Source organism: Kitasatospora sp. NPDC048194, assembly GCF_043202455.1.
In the GTDB taxonomy this organism is placed as follows: domain Bacteria; phylum Actinomycetota; class Actinomycetes; order Streptomycetales; family Streptomycetaceae; genus Kitasatospora.
Genome location: NZ_JBIDAK010000002.1, coordinates 316,448 through 338,950, shown reverse-complemented (window position 1 = coordinate 338,950; position 22,503 = coordinate 316,448). Strand labels below are relative to the sequence as shown.

The following is a 22,503-nucleotide window of genomic DNA, read 5'->3' as shown; positions in this document are numbered from 1 at the left end:
CGTGCCCCGGGCGGCGGGGCGGTAGTGGTGGGGGTGCTCGCGGCCACCGGCGCGGTACTGCCGGGACAGGCGGCCAGTGGGAGCAGTTCCCGCCTGCTGCTGCTGGTGTTCCCGCCGGCATTGCCGGCGGGGCTGGGCACGGTCGCGCAGACGGTGGCCGTGTCGGTGTGGGTGACGGGAGTGGTGGTGGTCCACTCGGTGCTGCACCCGCCTCCCGACCTGCCGGCGCCGCTGGGGACCCTGGGGGCCGTGGTCGCCGCGCAGACCGCGCTGGTGGCACGGTGCGCACGGCGGGTGCGCCGCGCGCGGGAGCTGTCCCGGGCACGTCACAGCGCGGTGGCCCTGCAGCGGCAGCTGCTGCGCCCCCTGCCGACGTGCACCGCACAGGTGGAACTGTTCGGGGTGCACCGGCCGGAGGAGCAGGACGCCACGCCCTGATCGGCGGGGACCTGTACGACATCGCGCACACCCCGCACGGCACCCGGGCCCCGGCCGGGGACGTACCGGGCAAGGGCCTGCCCGCGATCGGCACCGGCGTCGCCGCGCTGGGCGCCGTCCGGGAAGCGGTCTCCCGCGAGACCCGGCCGGCGAACGTCGCCCCGGCACTGAACGCGGCCGAGGAACGCTACAACACCTACCCCGTCCAGACCGGGCAGAGGGAGCGCTTCGTCACCGCGACAGTGCCGCGCGTGCAGGACGGCCCGCAGATAGCGGCCGACAACTGCGGACACCCCACGCCCTCCCCGCACCACGACGACGGACGAGTCCAGGCGGTCGGCCTGCGCGCGGGCATCCCCCCGGGCCTTGCGGCACCGAGCGGCCAACCGCGCACCGAGGAGCGTCTCCCATGGCACGCAGACGCCGTACCGGTCCTGCCCCACGGCACGCAGACGCCGTACCGGTCCCGCTGACCGACGGCACCACCGAAGCCCAGGACACCCACAGCGCCTTCCACCCCGCCCAGCCAGCACCGACCCACCTCGCCGCCCAACCGGCCACCGCCCTCCCCGAAGCACCGGAACGAGGAGCCCGGCAGCGGAACAAAAGACGCAACCGCGACGACGTCACAGCCCTCGCACCGACCCGGACGAAGACGCCCCCGGCTGCGGAGCCACTCGACGGCGATCTAGGGTGACAGGCATGATCTCCACTCCCATAACCGAACCGGTGTCCGATCCCGCCGAGGCGCTGCGGGTGATGTTGGAGGGCAACGCCCGTTTCGTCGCCGGCAGCCCCGAGCACCCCAACCAGGACGCCGGACGCCGAGCCGCACTCGCACCCGCACAAAAGCCCTTCGCCGTGCTGTTCGGCTGCTCGGACTCCCGACTCGCCGCCGAGATCATCTTCGACCGCGGACTGGGCGACCTGTTCGTGGTCCGCACCGCCGGCCACGTCACCGGCGCCGAAGCACTGGGCAGCATCGAATACGGAGTCGAAGTCCTGGGCTGCCCCCTGGTCGTGGTCCTGGGCCACGACTCCTGCGGAGCCGTGGCCGCGGCCGTGGAATCCCTGGAACAAGGACGCCTGCCCGGCGGCTTCGTACGCGACGTCGTCGAACGCGTCACCCCCAGCGTCCTGTCCGCCCGAGCAGCAGGCATCGAAGACCGAGACGCCATCGTCGACGAACACATCCGCCAAACCGTCGACCTCCTCCTCGAACGCTCCCAAACACTGGCAGCACGCGTGACCGAAGGCCGAGCAGCCGTCGTAGGCCTGTCCTACCGCCTCCACGACGGCCACGCCCGCACCATCGCCACCCGCGGCCTCAACTAACCCACCCCCACCCCCTGCCACACCCCCGCCCCGCCACCCCCGGTAAGCCCCGCGGAGCGGCGGGCACGGCAGCGCCCCGCAGCGCCAGCCCGCTCACCGACCGACCCCGCCAACAGCACGCCACCCCCGGTGAGCCCCAGGGACGGCGGGCGCGGCAGGGCCCGGCAGGCTCGAGCCGCTCACCGACCGACCCCGCCGACGGCACGCCGCCCCCGGTGGGCCCGGGGGGGCGGAGCGGCGCGGCAGGGCTGGGCGGGGCCGAGCCGCTCACCGACCGGCCCCGCCGACAGCGCGCCACCCCCAGCCCTGCCGTCTCCGGTGGGCCCCCCGGGGGGCGCGGCGGGCCGGGCGGGGCCGGGGGGCGGAGCGGCGCAGGGCCGTTCACCGGCCCGTGCCGCGCCCGCGCGTCCTGCGCTGCACGTCCACCAGCATGGCCAGCGCCTCGAGACGGACAGTGCCACCCCCACCACCGCCACAGCTGCTGCCGCTGCCCGGGCCACCGCCGCCCAGATCACCGTCCAGGTCGTCGTCCAGGTCGTCGTCGAGGTCGTCGTCGAGGTCGTCGTCGAGGTCGTCGTCGGTGGGCTGCGGGTTCCGCCGCGCCAGCGGGAGCAGGTCGTCGTAGCGGGGGTCGGGGACGATCTTGTGCCACCCGTCATTAGAAGTGCCCCTGCGGCATCCGCCCGCCGTACTCCTGCCAGACGGTGACGCCGCCGGCGTCGAGCACCGGATGCCCGGTGACCTCGTAACGCTCAGAACACCCGGTCAACTACCCCTTCAGGACCTTCGCCGCCCCTCGCGGTCGCCGAAAGTGAACGCCTTCAGCTTCCTCGCCGTCCAGTAACTGAACGCCTCGGCGAAGAACTCGTACGGCAGGCGGATGCAGGCATCCAGTCCAGGGTCGGCGCCGACGCGGTCCATGACCTGCCGCCGCACACGCCGCCAGTGCTGCCGCCGGCCCTAGAAACCGCAGACCGCAGGCCACGTCCACGGCGCGCCCGAACCCGTGGACGGCGGCACCGCCGGGCATCCCGGCACCGGAGTTGACGAGAAGCCCCTGCGCACATCAGGCCAGTACATGCCAGGCACGCATACCGCCGGCACGCTGCCTCCCACCGGCCGCACCCCGGCGAGATCGAAACCACCCGACAACTCGGCGACCCGGGCGCGGACCGACGCCGATCCCGCCACCGGCCCGAAACGGCTCCGAGGCAGTCCCAGAGGCCCTGTCGAACATCCCCGACAGCACCCGCCCCAACTCCACGGCCACCTCCGCCACACCCGGACCATCCACGACATCCACACGCGAAGGAACCCAGCCAGCCACCGGCAGCTCCACAGGCGCGGCACACCAGGGCACACGCAGGGCACCGCCGGTGGAACGTGTGGGCGGCGCGTCCAGGCGACCACCGACCCGGGCGAGCGATCGCGCGGCCACCTGGACGGCGCCGCCGAAACGGCCGCGCCCCAGCGCCACGTCCCAGCCGGCCGCAGGCCCACCCCGACCTGGCAAGCGCACCACCCCCGTCCCACCACCAGGAGAACAGGGCGCGCAGGAAGGGTTGTCGGAATTACTCGGGACCTTGGTGGTCCCCTCGAGCTGCACAGATGTCCCCTCGGAGGCCGAGCAGGGGTGCCGGCATCAGGAAGCTGCATCAGCAGGTGCCGCAGGAGCCACATCGGGAGCTACATCAGGAGCCGCCCCAAGGCCCGGCACAGGCCGTTCCCCGGCCGTGCGAGGCCACACCGCACCCGGAAGACCGGACAGCACGCCAGGGGCCGGTGGCGCCCCGTCAAGGACCGCCCGGTGCCGGTCAGCGGTTCCACCGCAGGCGCGCCGCAGCGGCACCACCGGGGCCAGCGGCCGGTCATCGTCGGCTCGGCGGCGTCGCGTCCGGTCCTGCCGTGCTCGGCGGCCGCCAGGACGGCCGGCTCCGGCGAGCGGGGCTTGGCGTGCCAGGGCGACCCGCTCGCCCGCGCACACGACCGCCGTACCGCAGCCACCGCAGGTACAGACCCGCGGCACCGCCTCACCGCGAGGACGCCGATGCTGCCCCGAACCCCCCTCCCCCGTCCACCTCATGCCGTGCCCAACCACCGGCCGGACCACAGCGGCACGCACCCGCAAGCAGCGGCCGGCCTGCGCCAGGCGCTCACCAACAAGACAGCCCCGCAGGGTGGGAACCCCTGCCGTCCGGACCGCCACCCGCCCACGCACCACCCACCACCCGCAACCAGGGCCAAGGGACGGATCTCACGCCGCGTCACGTACCCGGTGCGCCGGCCGAACTGGATGTCCGATCCCCGCCAGCACCCGCCCCCCGGCCGCGGGCAAAGTCAGTGCTCCGCAACCCTTCCCTCCCACTCCCCCCCCTGATCCCGCAACACAAGGACGGCCCGACTCCCGTGCACAAGGTCACCGATCTCAAAGTCCTCTACTTCGGCACCCCCGTGGTACTGATCGGCTCACGCAACGAAGACGGCAGCGCCAACCTGGCACCGATGTCCTCCGCATGGTGGCTGGGACAGACCTGCGTACTGGGCCTGGGCGACAGCGCCCAAAGCGCCATCAACCTGCGACGCGAAGGCGAATGCGTACTCAACCTGCCCTCCTCCGCACAAGTCGACGCCGTCGACGCCCTCGCCCTGCTCAGCGCCAACCCCCACCTGAGCGAAGCCAAACGCGCACAGGGCTACCGCTACGAACGACACAAGTTCACCGCAGCCGGCATGACCGAACTACCCGGCGACCTCGTCCAAGCACCACGCGCCGCCGAATGCCCCGTCCAACTGGAATGCCGCCTGGAAACAGCCACACCACTGACCGGCAACACCCGATGCACCGCCTTCGAAGTCAGCGTCATCCGCGCCCACATCGACGAACACCTCATCCTGCCCGGCACCGACCACTACATCGACCCCCTCGGCTGGGACCCACTCATCATGAAATTCTGCGAATTCTTCGGCAACACACACCGCCTCACCCCCTCCCGCCTCGCCGAAGGCTGGAACATGCCCGCCCGCCTACCCACCACCCCCTAAAAAGAGCTGACACAACCGCACGGCACCAATGCCTGTTCGACCATCGGCTCGTTGAGTAGGCCGCGGGAAGAAACCGCCGCGGTCGGTGTCGGACGACCTGTCGGGCCGGATCAAGCCACTGCTGCCGGTACGGCAGCAGCGGCTTCGCAGGATCGGCCGCCCGCCATTGGACGACCAGGGCTGCTCGCAGGGGATCCTGTACGTGCTGCACACCGGCATCCAGTGGAAGCGGCTGCCGCACGAACTCGGCTTCGGCTCGGGCATGACCTGCCGGCGCCGCCTACGGGACCGGCACGAAGCCGGAGCCCGGGACCGACTGCACCAGGTGCTGCTGACCGAACCGCACCGCGCCGGCGAACTGGACTGGTCGCCGGCGGTGATCGACGGCTCGCATCACCAGGCCCGTCACAGCGGCCCAAAACGGGACCGCGCCCGGTCGACCGTGCCCGCCCGGGCCCGAAGCGCCATGAAACCACGGACGGCCGCGGCACGCCGCCGGCCATCACCTTGACCGGCCAAAACCGCCATGACATCACCCAGCTGCTGCCGCCCCTGGACGCGATCCCCCGCGGCCGACCCGGCTCGGCCCCGTCTCAGAGGAGCTGACACAAGGCTTGGACGCGTCAGCAGGCGATCACGCAGCAGGCCAGCTCAAGGAAGGCCTCGCCTCGTGGATGTCGTCGCGGACATCCCAGCGGACCCGCAGGCGTCCAACGCCGTGGACCCAAGCGCTGATCCGCTCAACGACCCACCGCACGGCTCCAAGGCCGGAGCCGTTCTCGACGGGCGATAACCGGCCTGATACCCCGCATCCAGAGCAGTCGGCGGGACGTGTCGAAGTCGTAGCCCCAGTCCGCGAACAACTGCCTGGGCCGACGGGGGGCCGGCCGGTCTTCCCGTGGATACGGGGCATCGCGTCCAACAGCGGCAGCAGCTGGGTGACATCGCGCCGGTTTCCTCCGGCCAGGATGACCGCCAGCAGCATGCCCCGGCCGCCCGTACAAAACGTGGTACGTCGAGCCCGGCCTGCCGCGATCGACCGGGCTCGGTCCCGTTTGGGGCCGCCGCGACGAGCCTGGCAGTGCAAGCCGCCGATCACCGCCCGCGACCAGCCCAGCCACCGGCACGGTGCAGCGCGATCAGCAGCACCCGGTGCAGCCGACCCCACACCCCGGCCCTCGTGCCAGCCCCGCAGGGCAGCGCCAGCACGTCATACCCGAACCCAAGCCGCGCCCCTACGGCAGCCACCCCCACGGGATCCCTGCCTGCAGCACAAACACGATCCCCTACCGGCAACCCCGGTCCTCCAACAGCGGGCGACCGATCATGCGAAGCCGCTGCTGCCGCCCCGGCAACAGCGCCGCGATCCGACCCCACAAGTCGCCCCCACACCCGCCACGGCGACCCCTCCCCCACGACCCACCCAACGAGCCGACGAGCCAACAGACATGGGCGCCACGCAGCCCTGTCAGCCCCTCAAAACCCCACCAACAACCGGACGACAACCGGACGCCACCCGGACCACAACCGGATAGCACCGGACGGCACCGGACGGCAACGGCAACCGGGCGGCACACCCACCAGGGGGTTACAGGACACTCCCACCGCAGGAATCACACACCCGCGTCGCCGGCAACTCAAGGAAACACCTCGGACAGACCACCGGCAAACGCGCCGCAGCAGCCGCCGCCCCACCCCTACCCGCCGCCCCACCCCTACCCGCCGCCGCACCCCTGCGGCCCGCGGCAGTGGTCGCCGCCCGCGGCACCAGAGCCGGGACACCACCGTCAGCCGGCAGATCCGCACCGAAATGCCGATAACACGCCAAACGGGCCGCAGCAGCATGGAGTTCACGATCCGCCTCATCCACGATCGCAGGCTCCCCCGCGACCGCCAGCACATCCTGGTAACCCGCCCCGACCATCCCATCAGCGGCATTCACCACCAACGCCGTCAACGGCGGATCCCCACGCCGATGCGCCTCACGCACCACCAACGCCAACACCTTGTTGATCCAATGCCGCTGATTGACACTGGTACGCACCCCCGAAACCCGCTGAAGCACCTCCGCCAACTCCGCGTAAGTGATCACCGCGTGATAACGACGCGCCACCTCCACCAAAGCCGGATAAGCCGCCCGAGTCCACACCATATGCGCCTGACTCACAGCAACAGGCACCCCATCCGACTCCCGCCAATAACCACGCTGCCGCCCCACCATCCACCCACCCCGCCCGTTCGACCCCCACAACCACCGAAAACGAGGCTACCGGCCCCACACCACCCCCACACCCCCCCAGGCCCCCCACACCACCAACCCCGGCAAACACAAGACCAGACACACAGCGCAAACAGGGCCTGACCACATGCGCGGTCCACGTCGCCGAACGGACGACGACCTCAACCGTACGAGCCATCCACAGCCGACACCCCCCAACCCGAACCCGAAAAACACCAGAAACCAGGACCACCCCCAACCCGACCACACCACCAACCACCCCGCCCCCCAGCCACCCCCCGACTCCCCGGCCACCCCGACTCCGGGCTCTCCGACGCCTACCGACGCGTCCGAGCCTTGTTAGCTCCTCCAAGCCGGATCCAGCGAAACCTGCGGCGACCGGCGCCGTCACGTCGACCGCCAGCCCGGGCCGCTGTGGACCGTCACCACCGTGGTGGGACACCACGAGTGCAGCGGCAGCGGCGAGACCCGCGTGGGAGGTCCACCCCGAGATCCCCTGACGCGACGGTCGGCCACGGATGGGGACCAGCTGGGGCGGTCAGGCGGTGCGCAGGGTCCGCTCCGCGGTGTAGCGGGTGACGACCTGCGGCAGGAAGTCCGCGTGGTGGCCGAGCGCGGTGACGTCCGCCGCGGAGCGGACCACCGCGAGCTGGTCGAGCTCGGCGGCGGCACCGCGCGCGGCCTCGGCCTCCACCAGGGCCTCATGGTGCTTGTGTGCCAGCTCGGCCGGGACCGGTGGAGCATCGAAGTGGACGCCGATGTTGCCGAACTCGCCGCGGGTGACGCCCCACGCCGTCATGTCCTCGGGGTCGGCGGTCACCCCGACCTCCTCCACCAGCTCCTGCGCCGCGTGGCGCCGCAGGGCAGCCAGGTCGAGCGCTCCGGCTTCCGCCGGGGGTTCCGCCGATCCGCCGGGCAGCGCCCACCGGCCCGGGGACGCGGTCGATCCCGAGTTGCGCCCGACGATCAGCCCGCCGTCCTCTACCGGTTGCAAGACGGTGACGAACACCGACGCGGGCAGCCACGAGCAGGATTCGAGGCGGCGTAGCGCACGGTAGCGGTAGGTGACCCGGGCCCAAGACAGCAGCAGCTCATCACCTGCGTCCTCGACCGCGATGCAGGCCACGGCCGGGCCGTCGAACAGAACCGGCCGACTGGCCACCGCTTCTTCCCAGAGCCGGTCCATGGCTGCCCGTTCCTCGGACGACAGCGGGGGCGCCGACACTTCGAGCAGGCACAGCGCACGGCCATCGAAGAACTCAACAGCAGAGTCGGTCACCTGCCCATCGTGGCAGACCGGGGAGCACCGTTCGCCGCGATGAGCGCAACCGGCCCGGCGGAGCGTCGTCGACGCGAACGGCGCGCCCCGTCCTCGCTATCGTTGAAGGTGTTGGACGCTACAGGCACGGCCGGGGGAACGCTGCCGGCCGGTGCGAAGCCGTCGTCCGCGCGGGACCGTGAGAGGCAGCCCGAAAAGTGCCTTCGGGGATTCGGGGCGCGTTCGGGCGGTGCTTCCGCTGGTTGGCGGGTGGCCCTGTGGCGAGGTAGATCACGGTAAGGGGTTGCCATGCCCGACCACATCACCCTCGTCGACACCAAACGGCTGGCGCAGCTGACCGGCGACCGGGACCCTCAGGACTGGCCCATGATGAACCTCACCAGCGGCTGGAACGTCGTGGGTGTGGACGAGGGACCCACCACCGAACACGAGGGCAGACTGTACGTCTACTTCGGTGACGTCGCCACGTCCGACAACGGCGGCCACCACACGATCGGCTGGAACTTCGTCCTGCCGAACAAGACCCAGGGAGCCGACGACACGACGGGACAGCCCGACTGGCGCTTCTGCGCACGGTGCAACGGGCTGTTCTGGGCCCCCGAGGACAGCGCGGCCGGCTCTGTCTGCCCGTTCGGCGGCGAGCACGTCCCGGCGGGCTGGAACTTCGTCCTGCCGAACAATATGCAGGGCGCCACCGACACGACCGGGCAGCCCGACTGGCGCTACTGCGGGAAGTGCCACGGGCTGTTCCACGCACCGCAGGAGGAGCCGGGCGGCGCGTGTCCTGCCGGGGACGGGCACCGGCCGGACGGGTGGATCTTCTGTCTGCCCAGCCGTGAACAGGGGGCCCGGGACAGCAGCGGGCAGCCGGACTGGCACCTGTGCGCCACCTGCCACGGGCTCTTCTGGCAGCCGGGAGGCGTCCCGAACCCCGGTATCTGCCCGGCGGTGAACCCGCGCAACTCAGACCTGGTCGCCTGGACCGATGACACCCGGGTGGCCGAGGCCGTGCTCGTCGAGCACGACCCCCAGGGGTGGAACTTCGTCCTGCCCAACACGACGCAGGGTGCCACCGACACGACCGGGCAGCCCGACTGGCGCTACTGCGCGAAGTGCAACGGGCTGTTCTTCGCGCCCCACGAGTCCGCCACGGGAAGCAGGTGCCCGCTCGATGGCGAACACGTCCCGGCAGGCTGGAACTTCGTCCTGCCGAACAACGTGCAGGGTGCCACCGACGCCACCGGTCAACCCGACTGGCGCTACTGCGGCAACTGCCACGGACTCTTCTGGGCTCCGCACGGCGCCACCGACGGTACGGTCTGCCCGGGCGGGGGAGAGCACAGTCCTCCCCCCGGCAGCTGGATCTTCTATCTGCCCAGCCGTGAACAAGGCGCCGCCGCCGACTCCGGCCAGCCCGACTGGCACTTCTGCTCCCGGTGCCACGGACTGCTGTGGACCGGTGCGAAGACGCCGGGGACCTGCCCGCGGTCGACGGCAGGAGGGTTCCGGCTGCACCCCGTCATGCGGGATCCGTCGAACTTCGATCCGATGCGCGCCACCGACCCCGTGGGCATCACCAAGAGCCTGGAGAGGCCCGGAGGCCCCTTCAGCCATGACGGCCGCGCCTACGCCTTCGTCAACATCTCCGCCCCGCAGTACTCGGAGCACCTGCGACCGGGCAATCCCACGCTCGGCACCTATCTGGTCAGCAAGGCCGATCCGTCGAAGCCCGGCCCGTACGACACCGAGTTCCTCTTCAGTCCGCGGATCGGAGCGTGCCCGACCGGACCGGGCGGCGCGCTGCAGAGCCACCAGGTCCTCGGCCTGTCGTTCATCCTGCCGCACGACCTCGGTGCGAGTCCCATCAGCCAGGCCGGGTGGCGGCACTGCCGCACCTGCGAGGTGCTGTTCTTCTCGGGTGAGGCCGCCACGACGGGGGGAGCGTGCTGGGCGACGCGGCAGCCGCACGACGGCGTCGGCTCCGCCGCCTACGCGGTGCCGATCGACGAATCCGGGCTCCGGACCCAGGGAGCCTGGAAACGCTGCGGCAACTGCGCGGCGGCCGTCTTCACCGGGTACTCGGCCGCTCCCGACCTGTGCCCGGCCGGGGACGGCCACCACCGGCCCGTCGGCCCCGAGTTGCACGTGCCCTTCTTCGACACGCCCGATGCGCCTCCCGACGACGCGAACCACCAGAGCGGCTGGCGGTTCTGCGTCCGGTGCAGCGGACTGGTCTACACCTATCGCGAGGACCGCTTCTTCGGCGCGGTGCCGCAGCTGGTGAACAAGAGCGTCGTGCCGGGCCTGCCGCCGACCGCTGCCCAGAGCGGTCTGGTGATCCTCGGCTTCGGCTGGCGGGCCGACCACGGCGGGGACTTCCGCCTGGCCTGGATACCGCTCCTCGCCGGTTCACGTCCGCGCCTACAGGACACCATGTACTACACCGGTGCTTCGCCCACGCCGTGGTCACCCGATGCCGGACAGGCCAAGAACCTGTGGTTCCACGACGAGTACACCTCGATCGGACTCATGTGGCTCGACGAGCTCCAACGCTGGCTGCTCCTGCTGACCAACGCCTCCGACAAGGATCCCGTACCGGGCGGTGACGATCCCCGGGCCCGCCCGATCGTCGCTCGACTCGCCGCGACCCCCTGGGAGTTGGCCACCGCCGAGGACGTCCCCGTCTTCGACCCGAACGTCGACTACCCCTCCCAGCCGAAGGCCTACGGCTCCTACATGCACCACCCCGGCATGGACCGGATTCACGAGAAGGACCCGCCACCCGATCCCAGCCAGGGCTGGTCGTACGGCGCCTACCCGCTCAGACGGTTCACCACCTGGAACCCGGCCACCCGGGAACTCGACCTGTGCTACCTGCTTTCACTCAGCCGCCCGTACCAGGTCCAGGTCATGCGGAGCACCCTGCGCATCGAGGTCTGAACCGGCCGGCCCGTGTGAACCACCCGCCGAACCCCGGGTCCGGGCCGGCTCTGCCGGTGGGCTCTCACCCCCGACCACCCGATGGCCCGGCGCGTCCCGCCTTCCTATACTTCTGTGTATACGGAGCGGAACCGCGCAGTACGGGCGAGTGGGCCTCCGATTCCGCCCCTCGACAGCACCGCCCACCGGCGGGCCGAAGCGGAAGGCGAGGCGAGCCGCTATGCGTCGACACGGACCACGCTCACCGGCCGTTCGCCGCTCGGCCAGGACTTCGGGCAACACCGGAACGGTCCTTCCCGGCGGCGCCCTGGACGGTCCCGGCGTCCTGATGGAGGCCATGGCCCCGGTGCTGACCGTCGACACCGCCCACACCAACGGCTCCGGAAGCGGCCACTCCGTCTGGCTCAACAAGGCTGTGTCGTCGCGGGGCGTGTGACCTCCCGCAACCTCTGGGCCCGCCGACCGCGTCCGCCAGGGCGCCGACTCCACTCAACCTGTCCCTGGCAGCCGAACTCCCAGGTGCTCTCCTCCTCGGGGACGTCGCCGCAGTCGATGCAGACCAGGAAGTCCATCAGCTCCTGGTGGACCTTCTGCTTCTCGTCCTTGAGTACCTGTGTCTGAACCCCCGATCCGGGTAGCCTGGAGCCCTAGCCTGGGCTGGTGGCCGAGGACAGCGGGCCGGTTGGTGAGCGGTGGTGTGAGGGCTGCGGCGTACGGCTGGGGCCGGAGTCGGGGCTCGGTACGCGCTTCTGCTCGACGGCGTGTCGTGCCAGGCAGTGGCGGGTGGACCAGCGGCTGCGGAAGCGGGTGGCGGCCGAGCTGAGCGGCGCCGGCCGGGTGGAGTGCCCGGAGTGCGACGCGTGGTGGGTGGCCGGGGTGGATCGGCGTTCGAACGCCCGGCACTGCTCGCGGCGGTGCGTGATGAGGGCCTGGAGAGCCCGGAACGATTCGTTCGGCGAACGGTCACAGTGACCGTTGAGCGAACGCCGAAACGGTCGCGATCCGCTCAACTTCGTTCATTCGCAGGCTAGTTGTTGTGATCACCACATTCCGGGCCCGACCCTGCTGCGCGGAAGCGGACCGGTCCCGTCTCGGCCAACTGCCGTGCCTGGTCCGCGAGTTGGTGGTGAGATTCCACATGGCTCAGGAGATAGCGGAGAAGGTCGGCTGCGTCAGCGCCGACCGTTACGCGGAGATCGTCGCCGAACTGCGGAAGCTGGTCGAGACGACCACCCGCGCGCAGTTCACGATCGGCGACTACGCGCTGGAGATCGAGCCGATGCGCGAGGTCGGCGGCCAGGAGCACAGCGACGAGATGTTCTCCGTCAAGAAGTCGCTGGCCCGGGTGGCCGAGGACGTCGGCCTGACCTACTCGCAGGTCAGGCGGGCGCGGTGGACTTCCTCGCGGTGGCCCAAGGACCGCCGGCAGTCCGGCGTCTCCTTCACGGTCCACGAGGTCCTGGCGGGGATCGCGGACGAGCGAGAGCGGTTCGAGGCGATCCTCAACCCGCCGCAGCCCCGGGGACGGTGGACGGCGGACGACGCCAAGCGCAGGGTCGGCCGACAGGTCGATGTTCCGGTGACCCCGCAGGAGAAGGTCAGCGCGATCCACACTCTCGCGCAGGACGAGGAGGTCGCCGTGGTGGTGACCGGCGACCTGCTGCGGCGTCCGGGCGTGGTCGCGCAGGTCAAGCCGGAGGACAAAGTCCGGGTGGTGGAGGAGCTGACCCGCGACGACGAGGTCGCCGCGGCGGTCGTTCCCAGGTTCCTGCACCGGCCGGCGGTGGTCGCCCGCGTCGCCCCGGCGGAGAAGGTGAGGGTAGTCGAGGAGCTGACCCGCGAGGATCACGTCGCGGCGGAGGTGACCACCGGGCTGCTGCGGCGCCCGGACGTCGCGGCCCGGGCGATGGCCGACGACACCGCCCGTCACCAGGTCAACCACGCGCAGGTCGAGCGCGGGCGGCAGGCCCGTGAGCACTTCGAGGAGAACAGCCCGATCGCGCCGGTGATCCGCAAGATCGACCGGTCGGTTGAGTTCCTGGACTTGGTGACGGCCTGCCACGCGTTCGTCGCTGCGGCCGGGCGGGTCGTCCCGGGCCTGCGCGACCGGCAGCTCGGCGACGACGAGCAGTCGGTGATCCGGGAGAACTGCGCGCGTGTTCGGGCGACGCTGGACTGGATCGAGACGGCGGTCGACACCGGGAAGGTCGACATGGACGGCGAGCTGGCCCGCCTGCTCCAGGGTGAGTAGGCGATGCCCCGCGCCTCCCGGCGCAGGTCGCCGGCGGCCGAGCGGCACGCCGACACCGTCCGCAAGGTCCTCTTCGAGGCCCGCCCCGCCGGGCTGGCCTTCGACCAGCTCACCCGGGCCTCCTCGCTCAGCGCGAGCCAGGCCAGGGCGGGGCTGGCCTGCCTGCGCGACACCATCGCCGAACGCGGCTGGCCGCCGCTGATCTGGACGAGGGCGGACGGCTACCGGTTCTGCTCCGACCCGGTCGAGCTCCAGGCATACGAAGCCGCGGTGATCCGCGAGAGGCTCACCGAGTTCCGCCGCTTCATCACCGGTGTCGTCGCCCCGCACTTCGCCCTCCAGCCCAAGGGCCGGTGGGTGAAGCACCTGAACACCCAGATCAGCTCGGTGGAGTCCACGCTCGAAATGATCGCGGACTACAGCGACGCCTGACCGTCCTGGTCCGGCCGGCGGAGCCGGCCGGACCAGGACCTTCGCCTTGAGGGGGGAACGAGGTTGGCCAGGCGTCGCTGCTACCCGTCGGACACCTTCGACGACGAGTGGGCGCTGATCGAGCCGCTGCTGCCGACACCGGCCTGCGAGACGAAGGCCGGCGGCCGGCCGGAGAAGCACCCGCGCCGGGAGATCGTAGACGCGATCCGCTACGTCGTGGACACGGGCTGCAAGTGGCGCGCGCTGCCGAAGGACTTCCCGCCCTGGCGCACCGTGTTCGGCTTCATGGCCCGCTGGGCGGCGGCCGGGGTGATCGGGCAGATCCGCGACCAGCTCCGTGCCCGGGTCCGCCGCGACATGGGCCGGGCTCCGGGCGCGGTCGCCACGATCATCGACTCGCAGTCGGTGAAGGCAGCCGAGACGGTCGGCAAGGACAGCCGGGGCTACGACGCGGCGAAGAAGATCAACGGCAGGAAGCGGCACCTGGTGGTCGACACGAAGGGCCTGCCGCTGTTCGTGATGGTCACCCCCGCCGACATGACCGACCGCGACGCGGCGAAGGAGGTGCTGTTCCGGCTCAGGCTGATGCACCCGGAGATCACGATCGTCTGGGCCGACTCCGCCTACGCCGGGCAGCTGGTCGGCTGGGCGAAGAACTACCTGAACCTCACCGTCAAGACGGTCAGCCGGCCCAAGGAGGCGAAGGGGTTCGTGGTCCTGCCGCGCCGCTGGGTGGTCGAACGCTCGCACGCCTGGGTGATGCACGCCCGCCGGCATGCCCGCGACTACGAACGCCTCGTCCAGCACTCCGAGTCGCTGATCACCTGGGCCGCGATCACTCTGATGACCAGGCGCATCACCAAGCGGCAGTCCAGGCGCTCGGGTCAGCCGGCGTCCCGTGAAGCCCACCGGGACTGATCGTTCTCAAAGTCGGCCGACCGATCGCCGCCCGCAGCCGCCGGAAGAACCGGCCGACCCCTAATCTCCCACGACCTCCCGGCGCCGGTCAGGCGGTTCGCCGACACCGGGGCCGCTTCCGTGCGGCAACCTGAAACAATCGCCCATGCTGTACTGCGGAGCACACCAGGCGACGCGCTCGGCTGGAAGCCCAGCCGAGCGCCCGTGCGAACTCATCGTGCCCTGGATGGCCGACCACGTGCATATGGACACCCGGACACCGTGTCGGCGCCGGGGGTGGTTCGCGAGGTGCTATGTCACAGCCGGAACTTGGCGGACCGGAACTTGAGGGTGTCCGGCCTTTGGGGGCTGTCCGGGAGCAGCAGGGTGGGCAGGCCCGTGCAGTCCCTGTTCGGGAACACCTCGGCGATGGCGTTGGTGAGGTTGTGCGGGGCATAGGCCTGCGCGGTGAAGTCCGCGGCGAAGATGTTGTGGCACACGCCGAGTTCCGGCTCGTCCAGGCTGCCGTTGTACGGGAGCCCGTCCTCCTTGTAGTAGTACGTGAGGCTGCCTTGGGCGTCTGCCGGCGGGGCGGCGTGTACGGGGGCGGAGACACAAACGGCCAGAGCGGCGGCACTCACAAGAGTGGCCACAGCGGCACGCTTACGCATGAGGTTTCCCTTCGTTGAGAGCCCTGATCGGGCCATTGCAACCATGATCACGGCACCGCCCTTCGGGTTCCCGGCCGCATGGCCGTCCGGCCGAGTTGTTTCCACCCTCGTGGGTGAAGGGCGGGCAAGGACTGTGGCGACGCGCGACCGGTCACATCAACATCCTTCGATGCTCACCCGGCCCAGACTCCCCGGTCAGCACCGCGAGCGCACTGACCCACGCCCGCAACACCACCCGTTCGATTCCTGGCCCAGCCGAACGCTTCGCACACCATCAGAAACAGGTACTGACGCGGAACAGCGCGCGATGCCGGGGGAACGGAGCCTGCCACACGCCACCCCGGCGCACCCTCCGGCGGCCGCCGGGCAAGTGAACTCGACCTCGGTCGACCGGTCCGCGACCGTTCCGATCCCGCCCGCCGCGCCGGGCCCGGTGCCGCCGCGCACGAAGGCCACCACGGTCTCGCTGACGGCCTCGCGTACGGGGCACCAGAACTTCCAGCCGCAGTGGAAATCCATGGCTTCCGACCGTCCTGCCTCCGTATCCGCCCTGGGCTGGTGGGAGCGGGTCGTCCCCCCGCGCGCGGGGCCTTCGCCGCCCGGGCATGCCGGATCGTCGTCGCCCTGGTCTCCGTCGTCCGGGCCGGGCACGGGGCGAGGTCGCCGTCCGCGCGCCGATCGCGCTCGATGGCGCGGCGCCCCTGCCGGGCTCCGTCCGGGCGATCTCCGTCCGCCCCGAAGCGTCCGGTCGCGGGACGGGGAACGTTCACCTCCCGAGCGAAGACCAGGCCATAAGGAGGCCGCAGTGACACGCACCCGCAGCATCGCACGGACGATCAGCACGTTCCTGGCCGCAGCCCTTCCCCTCTCCGTGCCGTGCGCGCTCACCGCCCCGGAAGCGCGGGCGGACGGCGGGCCGGCACCGGCGACCCGCGGCGTCAGCCAGCAGCCGGGCCACCCCGCCATCCTGTACCCGGGCCAGGAGCGGACGGTGGCCGCGTACTGTCCCCAGGGAACGAAGCCCACCGGGGGCGGGGCATCGGTCGACAGCGACCTGCGCAGCGCCGTCTACTTCCGCAAGTCCCTCCCGGACCCGGCGGGCAACCGCTGGGTGCTGCAGGCCTACAACGCCAGCCCCGACGTGCAGACCGTCCACCCCAAGGTGATCTGCTCGACCGACAGCACCCTCAGCTACGAGGCCGCGAAGGAGACGGGGATCGAACCCGGGGAGACCGGATACACCGCAGCGAACTGCAGTAACACCCGCTTCGTGGTCGGCGGCGGCTTCGAGGGGGGCGACCGGACCTTTGTCAGCGTCTCGGCTTTCAACAACATCAGGTCATGGACGGTGTCCATGAAGTACACCGACTACAGCCCGGACGCGCCTGCGTCGTTCCAACGGTCCGTCGCCGTCTGCTCCGACACCCAGCCCACAGTGAGTTTCGGCACCACCGTCGAGCTGGCGCCCGGGGAGGTGGGAAACGCCACCGCGGAGTGCCCCGCCGGGCTGGTGCCGATCAGCGGCGGCGGAGACGGCGGTCTCGACGTCCTGCTGACCACCTCGGCCCCGACCGCGACGGGCTGGACGGTCTGGGCCAAGAACGGGGCCTTCGACCGGCGCAAGCTCTTCACCGATGTGCTGTGTGCCGCCCCCTGACCGCGGCGACCTGCACACAGGCGAAGCGCTACCGGAACCGAAACTTCCGATCCGGTTGCAAGGCGGCCGGCAGGGGCAGCGGAGCGGGACACGTCCCGGCGAACTCACCCGTCCCCCGTGTCCCCCCGCCGTCTCCAGCACGTCGACCGGCTCAGTCGGGGCCGTGACGGCTGGCTCGCTTCGGGCGGCGCCGGTCCCGGTGGGACCGCGAGACCGCCGCAGCGGGCCTGGAGGCGGGCCCGCTCGGCGCACTCGGCGAGGCGGCCCTCGTCGCCTCCGCGGCCACCTGTCACCTCGACTGCAGCCTCCTCACCATCCCGGCTGTGGTTCGTTGATGCAGGCAGCCCTCGCGGTCGGTGAAGATCTCGACGGTGACGGTTCTCCGCTCGAATAGCGGAGAACCGTCGCGCAGGTGCCCGCAGCCAGCCAGCCTTCGCTGGTTCCTCTGCCCGCGCCCGAGTGCTGGCGAGGTAGGAGAAGTCGGTGCCGGTCTCGATGATGGTGCCGTGGCGACCTCCGCCCGCCACCCGGCCCCTGGTTACCGCTCAGCCCGGGGCGTCACTCGTTGTGGAGGACCTCGGCGATCGGCAGCCGGGCCGCCGTGCGGGCGGGGAGCAGTGCGCCGAGGACGGCGATGAGGACGCCGGCCAGCGCGACGGCGATCAGGAGCGGGGTGTGCCACACGTTGATCATGGAGTCCGTGAACGCCAGGATGGTGATGTTCTCGACGATCAGCTGGTGCGCGGCCATCCCGAGCGGGACGCCGATGATCCCGCTGACCAAACCCAGCCCGGCGACCGAGGTCACCGTCATCGCGACCACCTGGCGCGGCGTCATGCCGATCGATTTGAGCATGCCGAGGTCCCGGCGGCGCTCGCGGGTGTTCAGCAGCACGGTGTTGAAGACTCCGAGGGCGGCGACCACGCACAGCAGCAGGGTGAAGATCGTCGAGAAGGTGATCACCGAGGTGATCGGGCCGCTCATGTCGTGCGTGACCGCGTTCGGGTAGAGGCCGGGGTCGGCGTCCTTGATGGCCTTGACGTAGGCGTCGGTGTCCGCGCCGGGGGCGAGCCGCACGACGTACTCGACCACGTGCAGTTGCACTCCGGTGGCGGCCAGCGTCGCCGCGTTGGACGCCACCGCCCGGGCGTTGCCCTCGATGGGCTCGCCGACGATGGTCACGGGCAGGAGCCGGCCGCTGACGTCCAGGGTGATCCGGTCGCCGAGCTGGAGTCCGTGCTGGTCCAGGAACGCCGGTCCGGCGATCGCCTCGTCCAGCCCGGTCGCCGGGCGGCCCTTGACCACGTGCAGGGGCCGCTCGAGGGCGTCGCCGCCGTAGAAGTCGGCGAACACCGGCTGGGTGTAGCCGACCAGGCCGACCCGTTCGAACGCCCGCGAGGTCACCTGGTCGGATCCGGGCGTGGCGCGCAGTACGGCCTCGATCTGGGTGTCGGTCAGCTTCGGCACGGTCTGCTGGGCGTCAGCGGCGCCGACCTGCACGTGGACGAAGGTGCGGCCGTCGTCCCCGTCCGGTGGCTGCATGGAGACGAGCAGCGTGCCGGTCAGGCCGGTGGCGAAGGTCACCGTGACCACGCCCAGCACGATGGACGCCATGGTGAGCGCCGTCCTGGCGGGGCGGGCGAAAGGCTGGCCGAGGCCGAGGCTGACCGAGCGCGGCAGCCGCGTGCCGCTGAGCCAGCGCTGGACCTGCAGGCCGCGCCCGGTGCGCGGTGCGCTGCCGGCGGTGATCGCCTCGGCCGCGGAGATCCGGTGGGCGCGCGAGGCCGGCAGGAGCGCGGCGAGGGCGACCAGCAGCGGCACGGCGACCAGGCAGGCGACCGGCAGCCAGGCCGGGGGCGCGAGCGCGGCGGTGCCGGTGTCGATCCCGTTGAAGGCCACGTCGATGATCGGGCCGGCCAGCGCCCAGCCGGCGGCCGTGCCGAGGACGGCGCCGGCGATCGCGGGTACCGAGACCATGGCGATGTAGACCGCGACCACCTGGCGGGGGGTGAAGCCGAGCGCCTTGAGCACGCCGATGTGGCGGTAGCCGGACACCACCGCACCGCTGACCACGTTTCCGACGATCAGTACCGCGACCACCAGGCCGAGCGCGCCGAAGACCGACATGAACGGCAGGTAGGCGTCGGCCGAGGCGGAGAACGCCTGCTTGAGGGTGAGGTAGGACTGGGCGCTGGTCAGCGCGTCCCCGGGCAGGCCTTCGGTGGCCTTCCCCAGGCCTGCCTTCAGCGCCTCGTCCGTCGAGGCGTCGGTGAAGCGGTAGAGCATCTGCTCGGCGGTGGGGTGCAGGGCGGCCATCTGCTCGGGGGTGACCCAGCCGCCCGCCGAGTTGCTCATGCTGTTGGCGATGCCGACCACGGTCAGTGGCGGGGCACCGGTGGGCGCGATGGTCCGGCCCAGCAGGTTGTCGAAGGTGCCGCGGCCCATGGAGACGACGACCTCGCCCGGTCCGGTGGCCCAGTGTCCTGCCGTCAGCTTCACGCGGTCCACCGGGCCTGCCGGGTCTGCCCGGCCCACCAGGGTGATCGACCCGGGCGGGTGGCCCAGCCAGTCGGTCGGGATGTCCAGGGTGACCTGGGCGAACGGCCCAGCCGCCGCCTCGACGCCCGGCCGGTGGGCACCGGCGGCCAGGTGCTCCGCCGGAGCCTTGGCGGCGTCGAAGGTCGCGACCGCGTGGGCGCCGCGCTGAGCGCCGAAGGCCGCGTCGAACGGAGCCCGGGCGGAGCTCATCACGGCGAGCGCGAGCAGGATGGTGGTGGTCGAGCAGAAGACGACCAGTCCGATCACGATCGTCTGGACCTTTCGCCGTCTGACGGCCGCGCGCGAGGCCCGCCACACCGCCCCGGTCATGCCGTGTGCTCCAGGGACCGCTCGCGGGCCACCCGGCCGTCCGCGACCTCGACCAACCGACTGGCGCAGCGGGTGGCCAGGTGCGGGTCGTGGGTGACGATCAGCAGGGTCTGCCCGATCTGGTTGAGGTCGATCAGCAGGTCCATCACCTGCTCACCGGAGCGGCTGTCGAGGGCGCCGGTGGGCTCGTCCGCGAGCAGCAGCGCCGGGCGGTTCATCAGCGCCCGGGCGACGGCCACGCGCTGGCGTTCGCCGCCGCTCAGCGCGGCCGGGTAGGTGTTCCTGCGGTGGGCGACACCGAGTTCGTCGAGCAGTTCGAGTGCCCGGCGGCGCGCCTGGCGGGCGGAGGTGCCGGTCAGCTGGGCGGCCAGCGCCACGTTGTCCAGGGCCGGTAGGTCGTCGATGAGGTTGAAGAACTGGAAGATCATGCCGATGCGGCGGCGGCGGAACAGCGCCAGCCCGGTCTCGTTCAGCTTTCCGAGGTCCTGGCCGTGTACGCGGACCGTGCCGGAGGTCGGCCGGTCCAGGCCGGCGACCATGTTCAGCAGGGTGGACTTGCCGCAGCCCGAGGGGCCCATCACGGCGACCGCCTCGCCCGCCCCGATCCGCAGATCGATTCCGTCCAGGGCCTTGGCGTCCCCGAACTCCTTGTGGACCGCGGACAGCTCGACGACGACCTGCGCGCCGTCCTGGCGGGTGCTTCCGCCGTGATCATTGCTCATGGCACCGACGGTAGGAGCAGCGGCCCCGGCGGGGCGTCCCACCCCGGGTGTAACTGTCCGGGGCCGTCGTACCGGGGATGTACGCAGGTGGCACTCCCGGATGATGTGGATCAAGGCGTGAGCTGGGAAGCTGGCGGAGTGTGGGAAACGGAGACGGGGTGGATCGCCGCCCTGGTGGCGGCGGGAGCGGCCGGCTGGTTGGGGGTCGCGCTCGGCAGGGCGCGGCGGGCCTACCTGGCGGCCATCGGCGCGCGCGGCTGGCTGCTGGAGCGGGAACGGGAGAGCGCGGCGCGCACAGCCGTCGACGCCGAGCGGGCCAGGATCGCGGCCGAGCTGCACGACATCGTCAGCCACAACGTGAGCCTGATGGTGGTGCAGGCGGGGGCGGCCCGCGAGGTGCTGACCACCATGCCGGAGGAGGCGGCCGCCGCGATGGCCGCCGTCGAGTCCGCCGGCCGGGACGCGATGACCGAACTGCGGCACCTGCTCGGCCTGCTGGCTCCGGCGGCGGACGGGCGTGAGGAGCCGGAGGAGGCCGACTTCGCGCCGCAGCCGAGCCTGAGCAGGCTCAGCCCGCTGATCGACCGGTTCGCCTTCGCCGGCCTTCCGGTGGAGGTGCGGATCTCCGGCGAGCCGCAGCCGCTGCCCGCCGGCATCGACGTGACGGCGTACCGGATCATCCAGGAGGCGCTGACCAACGCGCTCAAGCACGGGGACGGGGTGAAGGCGGAGGTGACGGTGCGGTACGCGGACCACTACCTGCGGGTGGAGGTGCTGAACAGCGGACCGAGCGTGCTCGTCGGCGACGCGGCGGCCGAACGGCAGCCGGCCGACGGGGCCGGGCGTGGGCTGGTCGGCCTGCGCGAGCGGGTCGCGGTGTACGGCGGCGACCTCGACGCCAGGCGCCGGCTGGGCGGCGGCTACCGGGTCCGCGCGCGCATCCCGCTGGACCGGCCGTGACGGGGGCGGTTCCGAAGGGCGATGTGCCTCGCCGTCCCAGGGTGGTGATCGCGGACGACCAGGAGCTGGTGCGCACCGGCTTCCGGATGATCCTCACCGCACGCGGTATCGACGTCGTCGCCGAGGCCGCCGACGGCGCCGAGGCGGTCGCGGCGGCAGTCACGCACCGGCCCGACGTCGCACTGCTGGACATCCGGATGCCCACCATGGACGGCCTGGAGGGCGCCCGCCGCATCCTCGCCCAGGTCCCGCACTGCCGGGTGATCATGCTGACCACCTTCGACCTGGACCACTACGTGTACGCGGCCCTCGCCGCCGGCGCCAGCGGCTTCCTGCTCAAGGACGTCACGTCGGCCCACCTCGCCGCCGCCGTACGGCTGGTGGACACCGGCGACGCGCTGCTCGCGCCGTCGATCACGCGCCGCCTGGTCGAGCGTTTCGCGGCCGGCGCCCCGGGGCCCTCCTCCACCGGCAGCCCGGCGCCGCACCGCGACCTCGCCCCACTGACGCCCCGCGAGGCGGAGGTGCTCGCCCTGCTGGGGCGCGGGCTGTCCAACGCGGAGCTGGCGGAGGAGCTGACGCTCAGCGAGTCGACGGTGAAGACCCACGTGGCCAGGATCTTCGCCAAGTTGAACCTCCGGGACCGGGCCCAGGCCGTCGTCCTCGCGTACGAGACCGGGCTGGTCACACCGGGCGGCCCGGGGCGGGGGCGCGGGGAGCCGCGGAGCCGGAGGGCCCAACTCTCCTGATCCGCAGCCCTCGACGTCACTCC

Annotated in this window: 18 protein-coding genes and 1 pseudogene; 13 read left to right on the top strand and 6 right to left on the bottom strand. The window is 71.6% G+C overall.

The annotated features are described in order from the left end of the window. Nucleotides 1–33: 33 nt before the first annotated feature. The 3 genes from ACGF07_RS04075 to ACGF07_RS04065 all read left to right on the top strand — a co-directional run bounded on the left by ACGF07_RS04075 (nucleotide 34) and on the right by ACGF07_RS04065 (nucleotide 1,773). Nucleotides 34–438, top strand: coding sequence for a hypothetical protein (locus ACGF07_RS04075; protein WP_392895202.1), 405 nt, complete (start codon nucleotides 34–36; stop codon nucleotides 436–438). Beyond that, nucleotides 375–911 (top strand): SpoIIE family protein phosphatase, encoded by a 537-nt coding sequence (locus tag ACGF07_RS04070; RefSeq protein WP_392895199.1) that lies wholly within the window; start codon nucleotides 375–377, stop codon nucleotides 909–911. Before ACGF07_RS04075 ends, ACGF07_RS04070 begins: the two co-directional genes overlap by 64 nt. A gap of 229 nt (nucleotides 912–1,140) precedes the next feature. Then, a complete protein-coding gene (locus tag ACGF07_RS04065) occupies nucleotides 1,141–1,773 on the top strand; it encodes a carbonic anhydrase (protein ID WP_392895197.1) in 633 nt (210 codons plus the stop codon). A gap of 777 nt (nucleotides 1,774–2,550) precedes the next feature. On the opposite strand, the gene ACGF07_RS04060 is transcribed toward ACGF07_RS04065, so the two are convergent. Continuing rightward, nucleotides 2,551–2,694: a hypothetical protein gene (locus tag ACGF07_RS04060; protein ID WP_392895194.1), complete on the bottom strand. Its 144-nt coding sequence runs from the start codon at nucleotides 2,692–2,694 to the stop codon at nucleotides 2,551–2,553. Nucleotides 2,695–4,179: 1,485 nt separating this feature from the next. Between ACGF07_RS04060 and ACGF07_RS04055 the strand changes: the two genes are divergently transcribed. Next, nucleotides 4,180–4,815 carry a flavin reductase family protein gene (locus tag ACGF07_RS04055; protein ID WP_392895192.1) on the top strand — a complete coding sequence of 212 codons (636 nt, stop codon included), beginning with the start codon at nucleotides 4,180–4,182 and terminating at the stop codon, nucleotides 4,813–4,815. 85 nt (nucleotides 4,816–4,900) lie between these two features. Further along, complete coding sequence (locus tag ACGF07_RS04050) at nucleotides 4,901–5,326, top strand: transposase (RefSeq protein WP_392895189.1); 426 nt, start codon at nucleotides 4,901–4,903, stop codon at nucleotides 5,324–5,326. Between the two features lie 112 nt (nucleotides 5,327–5,438). On the opposite strand, the pseudogene ACGF07_RS04045 reads toward ACGF07_RS04050, so the two are convergent. Together ACGF07_RS04045 and ACGF07_RS04040 are read right to left on the bottom strand one after the other, a co-directional pair. Continuing rightward, nucleotides 5,439–6,242 (bottom strand): annotated as a pseudogene (locus ACGF07_RS04045) (IS5 family transposase). Nucleotides 6,243–7,592: 1,350 nt separating this feature from the next. Then, the gene (locus tag ACGF07_RS04040) at nucleotides 7,593–8,333 is read right to left on the bottom strand and encodes an NUDIX hydrolase (RefSeq protein ID WP_392895187.1); all 741 of its coding nucleotides are present in this window, start codon (nucleotides 8,331–8,333) and stop codon (nucleotides 7,593–7,595) included. 288 nt (nucleotides 8,334–8,621) lie between these two features. Here ACGF07_RS04040 and ACGF07_RS04035 point away from each other — a divergent pair, with 288 nt between their 5' ends. The 5 genes from ACGF07_RS04035 to ACGF07_RS04015 all read left to right on the top strand — a co-directional run bounded on the left by ACGF07_RS04035 (nucleotide 8,622) and on the right by ACGF07_RS04015 (nucleotide 14,874). Then, complete coding sequence (locus ACGF07_RS04035; RefSeq protein ID WP_392895185.1) at nucleotides 8,622–11,273, top strand: hypothetical protein; 2,652 nt, start codon at nucleotides 8,622–8,624, stop codon at nucleotides 11,271–11,273. 220 nt (nucleotides 11,274–11,493) lie between these two features. Then, nucleotides 11,494–11,709 (top strand): hypothetical protein, encoded by a 216-nt coding sequence (locus ACGF07_RS04030; protein WP_392895183.1) that lies wholly within the window; start codon nucleotides 11,494–11,496, stop codon nucleotides 11,707–11,709. A 702-nt stretch (nucleotides 11,710–12,411) separates the two neighbouring features. Further along, complete coding sequence (locus ACGF07_RS04025) at nucleotides 12,412–13,524, top strand: DUF6192 family protein (RefSeq protein WP_392895180.1); 1,113 nt, start codon at nucleotides 12,412–12,414, stop codon at nucleotides 13,522–13,524. 3 nt (nucleotides 13,525–13,527) lie between these two features. After that, nucleotides 13,528–13,956: a RacP protein gene (locus ACGF07_RS04020; RefSeq protein WP_392895178.1), complete on the top strand. Its 429-nt coding sequence runs from the start codon at nucleotides 13,528–13,530 to the stop codon at nucleotides 13,954–13,956. Between the two features lie 63 nt (nucleotides 13,957–14,019). After that, nucleotides 14,020–14,874, top strand: coding sequence for an IS5 family transposase (locus ACGF07_RS04015; RefSeq protein WP_392895176.1), 855 nt, complete (start codon nucleotides 14,020–14,022; stop codon nucleotides 14,872–14,874). A gap of 296 nt (nucleotides 14,875–15,170) precedes the next feature. Here the strand turns inward: ACGF07_RS04015 and ACGF07_RS04010 are convergent, their stop codons facing one another. Next, nucleotides 15,171–15,506 carry a hypothetical protein gene (locus tag ACGF07_RS04010; RefSeq protein ID WP_392895175.1) on the bottom strand — a complete coding sequence of 112 codons (336 nt, stop codon included), beginning with the start codon at nucleotides 15,504–15,506 and terminating at the stop codon, nucleotides 15,171–15,173. 823 nt (nucleotides 15,507–16,329) lie between these two features. Between ACGF07_RS04010 and ACGF07_RS04005 the strand changes: the two genes are divergently transcribed. Continuing rightward, nucleotides 16,330–17,181 (top strand): hypothetical protein, encoded by an 852-nt coding sequence (locus tag ACGF07_RS04005; RefSeq protein ID WP_392895173.1) that lies wholly within the window; start codon nucleotides 16,330–16,332, stop codon nucleotides 17,179–17,181. A gap of 558 nt (nucleotides 17,182–17,739) precedes the next feature. On the opposite strand, the gene ACGF07_RS04000 is transcribed toward ACGF07_RS04005, so the two are convergent. Both ACGF07_RS04000 and ACGF07_RS03995 read right to left on the bottom strand, forming a co-directional pair. Further along, nucleotides 17,740–20,049: an FtsX-like permease family protein gene (locus tag ACGF07_RS04000; protein WP_392895170.1), complete on the bottom strand. Its 2,310-nt coding sequence runs from the start codon at nucleotides 20,047–20,049 to the stop codon at nucleotides 17,740–17,742. Continuing rightward, nucleotides 20,046–20,771: an ABC transporter ATP-binding protein gene (locus ACGF07_RS03995; RefSeq protein WP_392895168.1), complete on the bottom strand. Its 726-nt coding sequence runs from the start codon at nucleotides 20,769–20,771 to the stop codon at nucleotides 20,046–20,048. Before ACGF07_RS03995 ends, ACGF07_RS04000 begins: the two co-directional genes overlap by 4 nt. Before the next feature lie 117 nt (nucleotides 20,772–20,888). Here ACGF07_RS03995 and ACGF07_RS03990 point away from each other — a divergent pair, with 117 nt between their 5' ends. Together ACGF07_RS03990 and ACGF07_RS03985 are read left to right on the top strand one after the other, a co-directional pair. After that, nucleotides 20,889–21,731, top strand: coding sequence for a sensor histidine kinase (locus ACGF07_RS03990; RefSeq protein WP_392895165.1), 843 nt, complete (start codon nucleotides 20,889–20,891; stop codon nucleotides 21,729–21,731). Nucleotides 21,732–21,754: 23 nt separating this feature from the next. Then, nucleotides 21,755–22,480 carry a response regulator gene (locus tag ACGF07_RS03985; RefSeq protein ID WP_392895163.1) on the top strand — a complete coding sequence of 242 codons (726 nt, stop codon included), beginning with the start codon at nucleotides 21,755–21,757 and terminating at the stop codon, nucleotides 22,478–22,480. Nucleotides 22,481–22,503 lie beyond the last annotated feature (23 nt).